This is a genomic window from Actinacidiphila acidipaludis, assembly GCF_019890725.1.
GTDB classification, from domain to species: domain Bacteria; phylum Actinomycetota; class Actinomycetes; order Streptomycetales; family Streptomycetaceae; genus Actinacidiphila; species Actinacidiphila acidipaludis.
On sequence record NZ_JAINZZ010000101.1, the window covers coordinates 1 to 15,377 of the forward strand.

At 72.3% G+C, this 15,377-nt stretch carries 14 protein-coding genes; 9 read left to right on the plus strand and 5 right to left on the minus strand.

Annotated elements, in window-relative coordinates:
• The 3 genes from K7862_RS36080 to kdpF form a co-directional block, all read right to left on the minus strand.
• On the minus strand, positions 1-502 hold a 502-nt coding region (locus K7862_RS36080), incomplete at its 3' end, for a P-type ATPase actuator domain-containing protein (protein WP_504740067.1).
• Positions 502-2,166 (minus strand): potassium-transporting ATPase subunit KdpA, encoded by a 1,665-nt coding sequence (kdpA, locus tag K7862_RS36085; RefSeq protein ID WP_222969819.1) that lies wholly within the window; start codon positions 2,164-2,166, stop codon positions 502-504. The genes K7862_RS36080 and kdpA, both read right to left, overlap by 1 nt.
• Positions 2,166-2,255: a K(+)-transporting ATPase subunit F gene (gene kdpF / locus K7862_RS38380; protein WP_222969821.1), complete on the minus strand. Its 90-nt coding sequence runs from the start codon at positions 2,253-2,255 to the stop codon at positions 2,166-2,168. The genes kdpA and kdpF overlap by 1 nt, the downstream gene beginning before the upstream one ends.
• A 578-nt stretch (positions 2,256-2,833) precedes the next feature.
• Between kdpF and K7862_RS36095 the strand changes: the two genes are divergently transcribed.
• Positions 2,834-3,520, plus strand: coding sequence for a response regulator (locus K7862_RS36095; RefSeq protein WP_222969823.1), 687 nt, complete (start codon positions 2,834-2,836; stop codon positions 3,518-3,520).
• Positions 3,521-3,673: 153 nt separating this feature from the next.
• A complete protein-coding gene (locus tag K7862_RS36100) occupies positions 3,674-5,221 on the plus strand; it encodes a Na+/H+ antiporter (RefSeq protein WP_222969825.1) in 1,548 nt (515 codons plus the stop codon).
• Between the two features lie 15 nt (positions 5,222-5,236).
• Here the strand turns inward: K7862_RS36100 and K7862_RS36105 are convergent, their stop codons facing one another.
• Positions 5,237-5,998, minus strand: coding sequence for a DeoR/GlpR family DNA-binding transcription regulator (locus tag K7862_RS36105; RefSeq protein ID WP_222969827.1), 762 nt, complete (start codon positions 5,996-5,998; stop codon positions 5,237-5,239).
• Positions 5,999-6,252: 254 nt separating this feature from the next.
• Between K7862_RS36105 and K7862_RS36110 the strand changes: the two genes are divergently transcribed.
• The 6 genes from K7862_RS36110 to K7862_RS36135 all read left to right on the plus strand — a co-directional run bounded on the left by K7862_RS36110 (position 6,253) and on the right by K7862_RS36135 (position 13,219).
• Positions 6,253-7,113 (plus strand): endo alpha-1,4 polygalactosaminidase, encoded by an 861-nt coding sequence (locus tag K7862_RS36110; protein ID WP_222969829.1) that lies wholly within the window; start codon positions 6,253-6,255, stop codon positions 7,111-7,113.
• A 171-nt stretch (positions 7,114-7,284) separates the two neighbouring features.
• A complete protein-coding gene (locus K7862_RS36115; RefSeq protein ID WP_222969831.1) occupies positions 7,285-8,631 on the plus strand; it encodes an ABC transporter substrate-binding protein in 1,347 nt (448 codons plus the stop codon).
• Positions 8,632-8,641: 10 nt separating this feature from the next.
• Positions 8,642-9,640 carry a carbohydrate ABC transporter permease gene (locus K7862_RS36120; protein WP_222969833.1) on the plus strand — a complete coding sequence of 333 codons (999 nt, stop codon included), beginning with the start codon at positions 8,642-8,644 and terminating at the stop codon, positions 9,638-9,640.
• Positions 9,637-10,524, plus strand: coding sequence for a carbohydrate ABC transporter permease (locus K7862_RS36125; RefSeq protein ID WP_222969835.1), 888 nt, complete (start codon positions 9,637-9,639; stop codon positions 10,522-10,524). Before K7862_RS36120 ends, K7862_RS36125 begins: the two co-directional genes overlap by 4 nt.
• Positions 10,525-10,606: 82 nt before the next feature.
• Positions 10,607-11,917 (plus strand): alpha-glucosidase/alpha-galactosidase, encoded by a 1,311-nt coding sequence (locus K7862_RS36130; RefSeq protein ID WP_222969836.1) that lies wholly within the window; start codon positions 10,607-10,609, stop codon positions 11,915-11,917.
• Between the two features lie 51 nt (positions 11,918-11,968).
• Positions 11,969-13,219 carry a Gfo/Idh/MocA family protein gene (locus K7862_RS36135; RefSeq protein ID WP_222969838.1) on the plus strand — a complete coding sequence of 417 codons (1,251 nt, stop codon included), beginning with the start codon at positions 11,969-11,971 and terminating at the stop codon, positions 13,217-13,219.
• A 120-nt stretch (positions 13,220-13,339) separates the two neighbouring features.
• Here K7862_RS36135 and K7862_RS36140 read toward each other — a convergent pair whose 3' ends face one another.
• A complete protein-coding gene (locus tag K7862_RS36140) occupies positions 13,340-14,104 on the minus strand; it encodes an alpha/beta fold hydrolase (RefSeq protein WP_222969840.1) in 765 nt (254 codons plus the stop codon).
• A 619-nt stretch (positions 14,105-14,723) separates the two neighbouring features.
• Between K7862_RS36140 and K7862_RS36145 the strand changes: the two genes are divergently transcribed.
• Positions 14,724-15,377: LacI family DNA-binding transcriptional regulator (locus K7862_RS36145; protein WP_222969842.1), on the plus strand; the 654-nt coding region annotated here is incomplete at its 3' end.

Here is a 15,377-nt window from a genome sequence, read left to right on the forward strand (position 1 = left end):
CACCTTCGACGACGTCACCGTCACCGGGGATGATCTGCCCCGCCTCGACGACGACATGGTCGCCCAGGGACAGCCCGGCCGCCGGCACTTCCTCCTCGCGGGCGCCGGTGGCGCCGGGGCGCCAGCCGGTCAGTCGGCGGGCGACGGTGTCGCTCTTGGTGCGGCGCAGCGTCTCCGCCTGCGCCTTGCCGCGGCCCTCCGCGACGGCCTCGGCCAGGTTGGCGAAGACGACCGTCAGCCACAGCCAGGCCGTGATCACCCAGGCGAAGATGCTGGGGTCCTTGATCGCGGACAGCGTGGTGAGCACCGAGCCGACCTCGACCACGAACATGACCGGGTTCTTGATCATGACGCGCGGGTGCAGCTTCCGCACCGCGTCCGGCAGGGAGGCGACCAGTTGCTTCGGGTCCAGCATCCCCCCGGAGACGCGGTGCGCGGCCTCCGGCGCGTTCTTGTTGTCCCCGGCGGGAGCCGGGGGTTGCAGGGTGGTCAGGGACGACATCAGTGCAGACCTTCCGCAAGCGGACCCAGCGCGAGCGCCGGGAAGTAGGTGAGGCCCACCACGATCAGGATCACGCCGGTGAGCAGGCCGACGAACTGCGGCCGGTGGGTGGGCAGGGTGCCGGCGGTCACCGGTACGGGCTGCTGCCTGGCCAGCGACCCGGCGAGCGCCAGGACGAAGACCATCGGCAGGAACCGGCCGAAGAGCATGGCCAGGCCGAGAGCGGTGTTCCACCAGTTCGACGTCACGGTCAGGCCCGCGAACGCCGAACCGTTGTTGTTGGCCGCGGAGGTGAAGGCGTACAGGATCTCCGAGAAGCCGTGCGGGCCGCTGTTGAGCATGTTCGCCCGCTCGCCCTTGAGCGCCATGGCCGTGCCGGCGCCGACCAGGACGACCGCCGGGGTGGTCAGGATGTACAGGGAGGCGAACTTCATCTCCCGCCCGCCGAGCTTCTTGCCCAGGTACTCCGGGGTGCGGCCGACCATCAGGCCGGCCACGAAGACCGCGACGACCGCCAGGATGAGGATGCCGTAGAGGCCGGAACCGGTACCGCCGGGCGCGATCTCACCGAGCATCATGTTGAAGATCGTCAGCCCGCCGCCGCCCGGTGAGAACGAGTCGTGGAACGAGTTCACGGCGCCGGTCGAGGTCAGCGTGGTGGACACCGCGAAGAGCGCGGACCCCCAGACGCCGAATCTCTGCTCCTTGCCCTCCAGCATCCCGCCGGCCGCGTGACCCGCCGAACTGCTCACGCTGTGCAGCTCGTTGACCGTCACCAGAGCCACCGACGCGGCCCAGATCAGGAACATCACCGAGACGATGGCATAGCCCTGGCGGTTGTCGCCGACCATCTTGCCGAAGGTGCGCGGCAGCGAGACCGCGATCACCAGCAGCAGGTAGATCTCCAGCCAGTTGGTGAAGGCGTTGGGGTTCTCGAAGGGGTGGGCGGAGTTGGCGTTGTAGAAGCCGCCGCCGTTGGTGCCCAGTTCCTTGATGACCTCCTGCGAGGCCACCGGGCCGCCGGTGATGGACTGCTTGTCGCCCGCGATGGTCGAGATCTCGTGGACGGCGTGCAGGTTCTCCACCGCGCCGGCCGCGACGAGCACGATCGCGAAGACGAAGGCGATCGGCAGCAGGACGCGGACGGTGATGCGGGTCAGGTCGACCCAGAAGTTGCCGATCCGGTCGGTGCGCCTGCGGGTGAAGCCCCGGATGAGGGCGGCCACCACCGCGATGCCGACGGCCGCGGACACGAAGTTCTGCACCGCGAGTCCGGCCATCTGCACCAGGTGGCCCATCGTCGTCTCACCCGAGTACGACTGCCAGTTGGTGTTGGTGACGAAGGACGTCGCGGTGTTGAACGCGGTGCCCGGCGGGACCGCCTTCATGCCGATCGACAGCAGCAGGTGGTTCTGCAGCCGCTGGAAGCCGTACAGGAAGAGCACGGAGACGGCCGAGAAGGCCAGGACGCTGCGCAGGTAGACCGGCCAGCGCTGGTCGACGTCGGCGTTGACCCCGCCGATCCGGTAGAGGGCGCGCTCGGCCCGCAGGTGCCGGGAGGTGGTCAGCACGTGGGCGAGGTAGTCGCCCAGCGGCCGGTACGACAGCGCCAGTGCGCCCAGCAGCGCGATGACCTGGAGCCAGCCGGCAAGGGTGTCGTTCACTAGAACTTCTCCGGGTGGATCAGGGCCAGCACGAGGTAGCCGAGCAGGCCGCAGGCCACGACAAGACCGACGATGTTCTCCGCGCTCACAGCTTCTCGACCCCCTTGACGACGAGGGCCAGGACGGCGAAGACCGCCACCGTGACGGCGATGAAGGCGAGATCTGACATTTTCGGGACACCCCGGAGTCGTGTTCATGTGCGATCGGTACGGCACCGGTTCTCCGGTGCTCAGCCAGCAAACCGCTGTCCGGAGACCGCTACCTGCCGCGTTAGCGGTCCCCTGACGCCGCCCCACGGGCCTTTGACGCGGCCTTGACGGGGCCACCCGAGGGCGGGCGTCGTACGGGCGGCACGCGGGTGTCGTACGCACGGCGCGTCCGGCGCGCGGGCCGTCGGGGCCGGAGCCGGAGCCCGCCGGCCGGTCGCCGCGGCGGCGTCAAGGAAGCGTCAAGGTGATCTCCGGCCCTGCCAGGAAACCGTCAACGCGCTCGCCCCGGCGCGGTCGGCGCGCGTTGGGTGGAGCGAGCGGTGCGCCTCGCGCGGAGCGGTGGTTCTCCGCGGGGCCGGCGACCTGCCGGCCGCCGCGACGGGACGCGGTTCCGGCCACACGGGCGCCGCACGAGGAGGTGCCGTGCACGGACGGCGTTGCTGTGAAGGAGCCCGGGAGTGAAGCGCGTGCTCGTCGTCGAGGACGATCCGCCGATGCTCAGGGCGCTGGGCATCGGGCTGCGGGCCTTCCACTTCTCGGTCGTGGCCGCCTCGGACGCCGGGACCGCGCTCGGCCTGGCCGCCCGCAGCGCGCCCCAGGCGGTGCTGCTGGACCTCGGGCTGCCCGACCTGGACGGCCTCGACGTGCTGCGCTCGCTCCGCGCCTGGGGGAGCGTGCCGGTCCTGGTGGTGTCCGGCCGCTCCGGGATCTCCACCCGGATCGAGGCGCTCGACGCCGGGGCCGACGACTTCGTCACCAAGCCCTTCGCGATCGACGAGCTCGCCGCCCGGCTGCGGGCGGTGCTGCGGCGACCCGCGGCGCTCCGGCCGTCCGAGCAGGTGCTCCTCGGCCCCTGGACGGTGGATCTGGGCGCCTGTGCCGTCTCCCGGACCGACGGGACCCCGGGCGAGGCGGTCCACCTGACCCCGACCGAGTGGCGGCTGCTCGCGCTGCTGCTGCGCAATCCCGACCGGCTGGTGCCCGGCCGTGAGCTGCTGACCGAGGTGTGGGGCACCGGCCATCTGCGGAACACCAACTACCTGCGGGTCTTCATGGCCGGTCTGCGGCGCAAGCTGGAGGCGGACCCGGCCAGTCCGCGGCACCTGCTGACCGAGCCCGGCCTGGGCTACCGCTTCCAGCCCTGACGCCCCTCACCGGCGGGATCCGCGCGCGCCACGCCCGTGGCGTCAAAAGGCCGATAAGATACTGGCGGTGAGCCGGGAAGCCTGGTCGGCGCGGGATGACGGCTGCCGTACGCAGGGGCGGCGCCCCCGCCGTACGGTCAGGAGACCCGCCGCATGCGCGCCGTCGGCACCATCCTCTTCCTGGTGGTCCTGGCCACCGCCGTGGCCACCTTCGCCCGCCGCCGCCGCATCCCCGCCCCCTCACTGCTGGTCATCGCCGGCCTCGTGGTGGCGCTGATACCGGGAACGCCCGCGCTGCGCGTCCCGCCGCAGGCCATCGCTCTCGTCGTGCTGCCACCCCTGCTCTACGCCTCCGCCGAGGAGCTGTCGCTGCGGGACCTGCGGCTGGTCTGGCGGCCCGTGACGGTGCTCGCCTTCGGCCTGGTGCTGGCCTCGGCCGCCGCCCTCGGCGTGATCGTGACGGCCGTGACGCCGCTGCCGCCGTCCATGGCGTTCGTGCTCGGCGCGGTGCTGGCCAGTACCGACCCCGTCGCCGTCACCGCGCTGGGACGGCGGCTGTCGCTGCCCGGCCGGGTGCAGGTCCTGGTGCAGGCCGAGAGCCTGTTCAACGACGCCACCTCGCTGGTGCTGTTCAAGGTGGCCGTCGGTGTCGCCGTGGCCTCCACCACGGTCCACTGGGGACCGGCCGCCGGGCAGTTCGTGCTGCTCGCGGGCGGCGGCACCGCCGTGGGCGCGGTCGCGGCGGGAATCGTCGCGCTGATCCGCCGCCGGACCACGGATCCGGTGCTGGAGACCGTGATCGCGCTCGTCACCCCCTACGCCGCCTACGTCCTCGCGGAGTCCGCGCACACCTCGGGGGTGACCGCCGTCGTCGTGGCCGGCGTGCTGCTCGGTCGGTCCGGTCACCGGTTGAGCGACGCCCGGATCCGGCTGCAGGTGCAGGCGGTCTACGCCGTGGTGGTGTTCCTGCTGGAGAGCGTGGTGTTCAGCATCGTGGGGCTCGAACTGCCCACCCTGGTGAGGGACCTGCCGGCCGGCTCCGGCCGGTGGCCGCTGCAGGCCGCGGCCGTCGCGTTCGTGCTGATCGGCATCAGGATCGTGTGGATGCTGCCGCTGGCCGCGGTGGTCAGACCCCGGCGCGACGGGCCGTCGTGGCGGACGGCGGCGGTTGTGACATGGGCCGGCACGCGCGGGGTGATGCCGCTGGCGGCGGCGCTGTCCATCCCGCTGACCGCGTCCGGCGGCCGTCCGCTGCCCGGGCGCGAACTGGTGCTGGTGCTCACCACGGCCGTGGTGGTGCTCACCCTGGTCGTCCAGGGGCTGACGCTCGGGCCGGTGGTGAACCGGTCGGGGCTCGCCCTGGAGCCCGAGCACACCGCGCACGAGGAGTCCACCGCGCGCGACGCCCTGACCCGGGCCGCGCTGGCGCACCTCGACGGGCTCAGCGGCATGGAGACCGTGCCCGAGGCCGCACTGGCGCGCATGCAGCGCAACCTGAGCGCACGTCTCGACCACGACGGGAGCGGTGGAACCCCGGCGGACTCGGCCGACGCCGTCTACCGGGAACTGCGGCGCGACGTCATCACCGTCCAGAACACCGAACTGCGGCGCCTGTACGACGGCCACCGGATCAGCGACACCACCCGCCGCAGGCTCCAGACCGACCTCGACCGCGAGGAGTCGGCGCTCGGCGACCGCTGATCCGGCGGCCGCCCGTCACCGTCCGACGGTCACGCGCGTTCCGGTCTGACGGACCCGGCCCAGCTCCGCCCGGTCCGCCGCGGCGTCGGTCACCAGATGCGCCACGGCGGCCAGCGGGCAGATCTTGGCGAAGGTGGCCCGGCCCACCTTGGTGTGGTCGGCCACCACCACCGTCCGGTCGCTGGCGTCCGCGAAGGCCCGGTCGGTCGCCGCCTCCAGCTGGTCGTGCGTGGTGCAGCCGTGGGCGGCACCGATCCCGTCGACGCCGAGGAACGCGATGTCGGTGTGGACGCCGGCCAGCGTGCGCTCGGCGATGGGGCCCACCAGCTCGTAACTGGTGGTCCGCGCGTTGCCGCCGACCACGACCAGGGTGATGTGCCGGTGCAGGATCAACTCCGCCGCGATGTTGACCGCGTTGGTGACCACGGTGAACGGCCCGCGTGCGGCCAGCAGCCGGGCGATCTCGGTGACGGTGCTGCCGCCGTTCATCCCGACCACCGCACCGTCGGGCACCAGGGCCGCCGCCGCGCGGGCGATCGCCTGCTTCTCCGGGCGCAGCCGCTCCGCCCGGTGCTGCAGCGGGACTTCGAGGCCGACCGCGCCGACCTCCGCGCCGCCGCGGGTCCTGCGCAGCAGGTTCTGGCCGCTCAGGTGCTGCAGATCGCGCCGGATCGTCGCACCCGACACGTCGAGCAGCCCGGACAGTTCGCGGACGTCGATGCTGCCGCGCGCCGAGACGTGCTCAAGTATGCGCGTATGACGCTCACTTCTCCGCATGTGCTGAGCATAGCCGCGCGCACTTTCGCGCGCAGCAGGCAGTTCTGTGACATGAATGCGCAGCAACTGCTCAGGTTCGCGCGGTTGACATGACGAATTCCTGACGCTTAACTCCTGGCAACGCCGGAGGTGAGCACCGGCGTAGAGGTACGCCTAGCCGGTGGCCGGCCCTCAGCGCCGCAAGCCCGGACAAAGTCGCCAGGACCGCTCCACGCGTCCGAGGCGGGGACGTACCCTCTCCCCACTGGAGCTCGATGATGCGCAATCGCGTTCGTTCCGCTCGTCGCCTCACCGCTCTGGCCGCCCTGGCGGCGGCCGCAGTCGCCGTACCACTCGTCACGGTCGACCGGGCGGGCGCCGCGCCTGCCGGGGCGCCGCACGCCGCCCCCGCGGCGCCGGCCGCGACCGTCGCACTGCCGCCCGCCCACGCGGGCTTCGACTACCAGATCGGCGGCGCCTACCCGCCGCCGGCCGGTGTCCAGGTGGTCAGCCGCGACCACGACGACCCGCCCGCCGCGGGCCTGTACAACATCTGCTACGTCAACGCCTTCCAGGCCCAGCCGGGCGCGGAGAGCGACTGGGGCTCCGACCTCCTGCTGCACGACGCGGGCGGCAAGGTCGTCTACGACCAGGACTGGGGCGAGGCGCTGCTCGACGTCAGCACGGCGGCCAAGCGCACACGGATCGCCGACAAGGTCGACGCCTGGATCGACCAGTGCGCCGCCAAGGGCTACCAGGCGATCGAACCGGACAACTACGACAGTTACAGCCGGTCCAAGAAGCTGCTGACCTCCGGCGAGGCGGAGGCCTACATCTCGCTGCTGTCCGCGCACGCCCACGCCAAGGGCCTGGCGATCGCCCAGAAGAACACCTCGGAACTGGCCGGCGACCGGTCCGCGACCGGACTGGACTTCGCCGTCGCCGAGGAGTGCGGCACGTACGACGAGTGCGGCGACTACACCGCCGCGTTCGGCAACCACGTGATCGTCATCGAGTACACCGCCAAGGGACTCACCAAGGCGTGCTCCGGCTGGGGCAGCCGGCTGAGCATCGTCCGCCGCGACGTTGACGTGTCGCCCGCGGGCAGCTCCGGGTACGTCCGCAAGACCTGCTGAGAGCGCGGGCCGCGGGCCGGTGATCCGGCCGGCCCGCGGCACCGCCGGCCTCTTCCCCCGGCCGCCGCCCACGGGCGGTGAGCCGCACCCCCACAGCGCGCCGGATCGCTCCGGCCTGCCCGCTTCCGCCCTTTCCCGTTCCGCCCGCATTCTCCGCACCGGGGGTGTCCCATGCATCATCACTCCGCCGATCTCCCCTCGCCCCGCCCGTCCACCGGCCCCTCCCGCCGCACCCTGCTGCGGGCCGGCGCCGCCGGGTCCGCCGCTGCCGCCGCCGGCTCCGTGCTGGCAGCGTGCGGCGGCCAGGGCGGGGGAGCGGGCGGCGACGGCCCCGTGACCATCGAGATGTGGCACGGCCAGACCGACACCGGCCGGGCGGCGATCGAGGCCCTGGTCAAGGAGTTCCAGCGCACCCACCCCGGCATCCGGGTCGACACCGGGGGCGGGGTGCTCGCGGACGCGATGCTGCAGAAGGTCACCGCCGCACTGGCCTCCGGCTCCTACCCGGACATCGCCTACATCTTCGGCTCCGACCTGGCGAGCATCGCCCGCAGTCCCAAGGTCGTCGACCTCACCGGGACCGTCCGGTCCGGACCCACGCCGTGGGACCGGTTCTGGGCGCCGGCCCGGGCCGCCGTCACCGTCAACGGACGGGTCCGCGCCGCCCCCGCACTGCTGGACTCGCTCGCCGTGGTGTGCAACAAGAAGCTCTTCGCCGCCAAGGGCGTCGACCTGCCGCGGGCCGGCTGGACCTGGCAGGACTTCACCGACACCGCCCGCGCGCTCACCGACACCAAGGCGGGGATCTTCGGCACCGGCTGGCCCGGCGCAGGCGACGAGGACACCGTGTGGCGGATCTGGCCCATGGTGTGGGACCTCGGCGGCGACGTCGTCGGCGAGGACGGCAAGCACATCGGCTTCCGGGGCACCGGCGTGAAGGCCCTGCAGACCGTCGCCGACCTGGCCCGGGACCGCAGCGTCTACATCGACCCCAAGCCCGGCAGCGAGCAGATGTACCAGGTCTTCCTCTCCGGCCGGATGGGCATGGTCGCCACCGGCCCCTGGCAGCTCCCCGACATCGTGCAGGCCAAGGTCGACTACCAGGTGGTGCCGCTGCCCAGTTACAGCGGCCGCCCGATCACCATCTCCGGCCCCGACACCTGGACCGCCTTCGACAACGGCGCCGCCCGCGTCGCCGCCACCCGCACCTTCCTGACCTGGCTGATGCAGCCCGCGCAGGACGTGCAGTGGGACATCCAGGCCGGCAGCCTCCCGCTGAGCCGTGCCACCCAGGCGCTGCCGCAGTGGACCCGCGCGACCCAGGAGACCGGCGGTCTCACCGTCTTCACCCAGGCCCTGGACACCGCCAGGGTCCGCCCCAACCACGCCGCCTACCCGCAGATCTCCGAAGCGCTCGCCCAGGCCGTCACCGGGGTGCTGCTGGGCCGCCGCACCCCGGACCAGGCCATGCACGACTGCGCGCGGCAGGCCGACGCCGCACTGCTCATCCCGCGCTGAGGAGGACCCCATGCCGAGACTGCCCGCCCCGCTCACCCTGCCGCCCGAGCACGCCGGCTCCGCCGGGGGTTCCCCGTCCACCCCCGCGGTGACCGAGAACGACCGGCGCCGCGCACTGCGCCGCCGCAGGCGCTCCGAGTCCGCGACCGCCTGGGCGTTCGTCGCGCCCTCGATCGCCGTGATCATCGGGCTGGCGATCCTGCCGGTCGTCTGGTCGCTGCTGCTGTCCTTCCAGGCCGACGACCTGGTCACCCCCAGCCGCTGGGTGGGACTCGACAACTACCGAGCCCTGCGCCAGGACCCGCACTTCAGCCAGGCCGTCGGCAACACCCTGAAGTACACCGCGATGTACGTGCCGCTGAGCATGGTGCTCGGCCTGGCGCTCGCACTCGCCCTCAACCGCAGGATCCGGTTCGTCGGCCTGTACCGGACGCTCTTCTTCGTGCCGTTCGTGATCTCCGCGACCGCGCAGGGCGTGCTGTTCTCCTTCATCCTCGACCCGCAGTTCGGCGCCGCCAACTCGGTGCTCGACAAACTCGGCATCTCCCCGCAGGGATTCCTCACCGACCCCGGCCAGGCCCTGTTCGTGCTGGTGGCCATCTCACTGTGGAGCGGCACCGGGTTCTGCCTCGTCGTCTACCTCGCCGCGCTCCAGGACGTCCCGGCCGAACTGCTGGAGGCCGCCAGGCTCGACGGCGCCGGCCGCCGCCACCTGCTGCGGCACGTCGTCCTGCCGACCCTCGCCCCGGTGAACGTCTTCCTGGTCGTGTGGCAGCTCATCGAGTCCCTCCAGGTCTTCGACCTGGTCTACGTCACCACCAAGGGCGGCCCGCTCGGCTCCACCACCGTGGTCGTCTACTTCGTCTGGCAGCAGGCGTTCCAGAACTTCACCGCCGGGTACGGGGCCGCGGCCGCGTACGTCCTGGCGGTCGCCCTCTTCGTGATCGCGGCCGGCGCGCGCGCACTGCGCCGCCGCGGGCCCGGCAGCCCGGAAGGAGCAGCACGATGACCGCAGCCTCGGCGCCCCCGCGGCCCGTACCCGAGACCGCAGCACCCCAGGACGCGCGCCGCTCCCGCCCGCGGCTGCCGTTCAGCCCCTGGCACCTGGCGCTGGCGCCGCTCGCGCTGCTCTTCGCGCTGCCCCTGCTGTGGCTGCTGCTCAGCTCGGTGATGAGCGACGCGCAGATCAACCGCTTCCCGCCCGCCCTGTGGCCCTCGCACATCGATCTCAGCGGTTACCGGTACGTGCTGGGGAACGCCATGTTCCCGCGCTGGTTCCTCAACTCGCTGATCGTGTCGGCCGCGACGGTCGCCTCCAACCTCGTGTTCGGCGCGCTCGGCGGCTACGCCTTCGCCCGGATGCGGTTCGCCGGGTCGCGGCTGCTGCTGGTGACGATGCTGGCCACGATGGCCATCCCGTTCCAGCTCACCATGATCCCGACGTTCCTGGTGATGAAGCGGCTCGGGCTGATCGACACCCTGGGCGCGCTGATCGTGCCGTCCCTGGTCACGCCCTTCGCGGTGTTCCTGCTGCGGCAGTTCTTCCTCTCGCTGCCCCGCGAGCTGGAGGAGGCAGCCTGGATCGACGGCTGCTCACGCCTGCGGATGCTGTGGTCGGTGGTGCTGCCGCTGTCCCGGCCGGCGCTGAGCACGGTCGCGGTCCTGACCTTCCTCACCACCTGGAACGACCTGACCTGGCCCCTGATCGCCATCAACCACGACACGCACTACACGCTGCAGCTCGGACTGACGACCTTCCAGGGACTGCACCACACCAAGTGGTCGGCGGTGATGGCCGGGAACGTGATCACCGTGCTCCCGGTGCTGCTGGCCTTCCTCGCGGCGCAGAAGTCCTTCATCCAGTCGATCACGTCGAGCGGCCTCAAGGGATGACGCCGACCCGTCCCGGGCCGTCACCGCCGGCCGCCGCGCACCCGAACCACCCGGACCACAGGAACGACGGAGAGAGCCAGTCATGACCACCACGAAGATCGCCTTCATCGGCGCCGGCAGCGTCGTCTTCACCCAGGGACTGCTGGCCGACCTGTTCGCCTTCGACGAGCTCAAGGACGTGCACATCGCGCTGCACGACATCGACCCGGAACGGCTGGAGACCGCCGAGGGCGCGGCCCGGTACATCGCCGGCCACCTCGGCGCCGGCCCGGTGATCACCGCGCACGCCGACCGCCGGGCCGCCCTCGACGGCGCCGACTTCGTGATCAACATCGTCCAGGTCGGCATGCGGGAGGCCACCCGCACCGACTTCGACATCCCGGCCCGGTACGGCGTCCGCCAGACGATCGGCGACACCCTCGGCGCCGGCGGCGTCTTCCGTGCGCTGCGCACGTTCCCGCTGCTGCGGGAGCTCGGCGCCGACATCGCCGAACTCTGCCCCGACGCCTGGCTGCTCAACTACACCAACCCCATGGCCATGAACGTCCAGTACCTCACCCAGGCCACCGGCCTGACCCGGGTGGTGGGGCTCTGCCACTCCGTCTACTGGACCATGCGCGACCTCAGCGAGCTGGTGAACGTCCCCTACGAGGAGGTCACCTACCTGGCCGCGGGCGTCAATCACCAGGCGTGGGTGCTGCGTTTCGAGCACGAGGGCCGCAGTCTCTACCCCGTCCTCGACGAGCTGATCGAGCGCGACCCCGAACTGCGCCGCCGGGTACGGATCGACATGTACCGACGGCTCGGCCACTACCCGACCGAGACCAGCGAGCACAGCTCGGAGTACGTGCCGTGGTACCTCGGCCACGCCGACGAGGTCGAGCGGCTGCGGCTGCCGATCGGCGCGTACCTCGGCATCGTCGACGACAACGTCGCGGAGTACGAGAAGAGCCGCGACGCGCTGCGGGCCGGCACCCCGCTCCCGGTCGCGGGCACGATGGAGTACGCCCCGCAGATCGTGCACAGCATGGTCACCGGCACACCGCGCACGGTCTACGGCAACGTGCCCAACCACGGCCTGATCGCCAACCTCCCGGCCGGCGGCACCGTCGAGGTCCCGTGTCTGGTGGACGCCACGGGCGTGCGCCCCACCGCCGTCGGCGAACTGCCCCCGCAGTGCGCGGCGCTCAACCGCACCTACCTCAGCATGAACGACCTCGTCGTGCGGGCCGCACTGGAGGACGAGCCGCGGCACATCCGGCACGCCCTGATGACCGACCCGGCGACCGCCGCGGCGCTGCCGGTCCCGCGGATCTGGGAGCTGTGCGACGAGATGGTCCGCGCGCACGCGGACCTGCTGCAGCCCGGTCTGCGGGCCGAGCTCGGCAGCTGACCGGTCCGGCGGGGAGAACAGGCGCAAGCGGAAGAGGAGAGGCGAGGGGACATGCCCGAGGTGACGCTGGTCCTGGCCGGAGCCGGGATCCGGGGACGGTCGTACGCACGCCACGCGGTGGCGGCCGGCTCGGGACGGGTGGTGGCGCTCGCCGAACCCGACCCGGCCCGCCGGGCCGCCGCCGCCGAGGAGTTCGCCGTGCCGCCGGACCGGGCGTACGCCGACTGGTCGGAACTCGTGGCGGCCGGCCGGCTCGCCGACGCCGCGATCGTCGCCACCCAGGACCGGCAGCACCGCGATCCGGCCGTCGCGCTGGCCGGCCTCGGCTACCACGTGCTGCTGGAGAAGCCGATGGCGCCGACCGAGGCCGAGTCGGCGGAGATCGCCGAGGCGGCCGAGCGCAACGGCGTGATGCTGGCGGTCTGCCACGTGCTGCGGTACACCCCTTACACCCGCACGCTCAAACGTCTGCTGGACGACGGGGCGATCGGCAGGCTGGTGAGCGTGCAGCACCTGGAACCGGTGGGCTGGTGGCACCAGGCGCACTCGTTCGTCCGCGGCAACTGGCGCCGCTCGGACACCTCGGCGCCCATGCTGCTCACCAAGTCCTGCCACGACATCGACTGGCTGATGTACCTGTTCGGGCGGTCGCCGCGCCGGGTCAGCTCGTTCGGCGGCCTCAGCCACTTCCGGCCCGAGTCGGCGCCGCCCGGGGCGGGGGACCGGTGCACCGACTGCGCGGTCGAGAGCACCTGCCCGTACTCGGCCAAGCGGCTCTACCTCGACTGCCTCGCCGACCCGGACCGCCACTTCTGGCCGCTGTCCGTCGTCACCGGGGACCTCACCGAGGAGGGGGTGATGACGGCGCTGCGCACCGGGCCGTACGGACGCTGCGTGTACGCGTGCGACAACGACGTGGTCGACCACCAGGTGGTCGCCATGGAGTTCGACGACGGCGCGACCTGCTCCTTCACCATGTCCGCGTTCACGCCGATGGGCCACCGCAGGACCCGCCTGCTGGGCACCCACGGCTATCTGGACGGTGACGGCACGACGCTCACCCACGTGGACTTCCGCACGGGCGAGGACACCGTGGTCGGCATCCGGGAGGCCGGCGGGCCCTCGGCCGACGACGGCCACGGCGGGGGAGACGAGGGCCTGGTCGACGCCTTTCTGTCCGCCGTCGCCACCGGCGACGCCGGCCTCCTGGCCTCGGACGCGGCCACCTCCCTGGCCAGTCACCGGGTCGTGTGGGCGGCGGAGGAGGCACGGACCACCGGCACGGTGGTCACCCTCCCCTGAGGACCGTCCGGCGGGGTGGCCGACCCGGCAGGTGAGGGGCGGCGTCCGGCCGGAGCCGGGCGCCGCCCCCCGTCCTGTCACGGTCCTGTCACACCGCGGGTGTCACCGCGCCGGGGGAGGTCACGCCGCCGGTGTCACGGTCCCGCCGAGATGGCGGGCGAAGAAGCGGACGGCGCTGTCGGCCTCGAAGCGGGGGAGTTCCTTGTGCTTCCCCGTGTTGGCGTGCAGCGTCTTCTCCCGGGAGGCGAAGGCGTCGAACAACGCGAGCCCGGCGGCGCGCGGGATGTGCTCGTCGTCCCACTGCAGCGAGAACTCGACGGGGACGGTGATCCGCCGCGCCGCCTCGGCCAGGGCGTCGGGCCAGTGGAGGCCGAAGACCGCCGCGGTGATCCGCGGTTCGGCCGCCACGAACGGCACGCCGATCGCGGTGCCCATGTTCAGGCCGTAGAAGCCGACGGGACCGTCCGCCCCGATCTCCGGGAGCGCCTGGAGCGCGTCCAGGGTCGCGTGCCACTCGGGGACGGCCCGCTCCGCGAGGTGCGCGTTGTAGCGGACGACGATCGGGCCCTCCGGCTCACCGGCCGCCCGCGCCCGGTACAGCTCGGCGATCTCCGCCTCGTCGTGCGGTGTGCGGGGGCGGTCGCCGTGGCCGGGCGCGTCCACGACGGCGACGTGGAAGCCGCAGCCGTGCACCAGGAGCCGGGCCCGGCCGGTCATCGCCGGCCACCTCTTGTGGGTGCCGCCGCCGTGGCCCATCAGGACCAGCGGCGCGCGACCGGTCGCGGACGCGGGCGACCACAGGACACCGGGCACGCCGGCCACGGTGAAGTCGCGTTCGAGGACGCCGTCCACGGTCGTCTCGGCGGTGAACTGCAAGGAATGCATGGGTGTTGTCCTTCGGGAGTGCCTGATCGGTGCGGCGCTCCCTGCGACCCTTGCGTCAGCCGCCCGACCGTGAGGACGAGGGGGAGCACCCGTACGGGAAAACATCGTTCACGGGTCTCACCTCCTCGGGCGGTGTCACGGTCGCGGGAACGCTAGCAGCCCGGACGCCGCCCCGCCCAGCGCTTTTCCGCCCGCCCCGCTCGCCGTCGCCGCGCACGATGCCGCCGTTCCGGCCGTTCGGCCCCGCGCGGACCCGTACAGTCGACCCGTAATCCTCCGATCTCCTCGGAATCCGCGGCTCGGAGGAGCGGGCCGGTCCACGGCCGGGAGCAGCAGGCGTTCAACGTTATAAACGCAAGGGGTACGCGGTGGTGCGGATCGGGCCGGCGCCGGGCGAGGTGATCGCCTGTGCCTGGTGGGGCGTGAGCGGATTGCCCAAGTCCGCTGCTCGCCGTGTCCGCGTCACGCGCCGGGAGAACCGGCGACCAGGGGCTTGCGGTGGCCTCAGGGGCCTATATAACGTTGTAAAACGTTGCCAGGGCGGGCGGTTGGTGCCTCCAGCCGCCCGTTCTGGACTCCGGTCGGCAGACCGGCGGCGGAAGCCGAAGAGAGGAACTCCGTGGGCGCCAGCCTGAAAGACGTCGCGCAGCTGGCCGGCGTGTCCGTCAAGACCGTGTCCAACGTGGTCAACAACTATCCGCACGTCACACCGGGGATGCGCGAGCGCGTCCAGCGGGCGATCGACGAGCTCGGATACCGGCCGAACCTGACCGCCCGCCATCTGCGCAAGGGCAGGACGGGCATCATCGCCCTCGCCGTGCCCGAACTCGGCAACCCCTACTTCGCGGAGCTGGCCGGCGCGGTGATCGACGCCGCCGCCCGGCACGACTACACCGTGCTGATGGACCACACGGCCGGCCAGCGCGAGAAGGAGATGCTGGTCACCCAGGGCTTCCGCGCGCACGTCATCGACGGGCTGATCCTGAGCCCGATCGAGCTGGAGACCTCCGATCTGCTCGGCCGTCGCGACGAGGCACCCCTCGTCCTGCTCGGTGAGCGCGAGTACGACGCGCCGTACGACCAGATCGCCATCGACAACGTCGCCGCCGCCCGCACCGGGGTACGGCACCTCACCGGGCTCGGACGGCGCCGGATCGCCTTCATCGGCGCCCGCCGCGAGATGGCCAGGCGCCCCGCGCACCTGCGGCTGCGCGGCTGGCGCGAGGAGCTGACCGAGGCCGGACTGCCGTGCGGCGAGGAGCTGGTGGCGGCC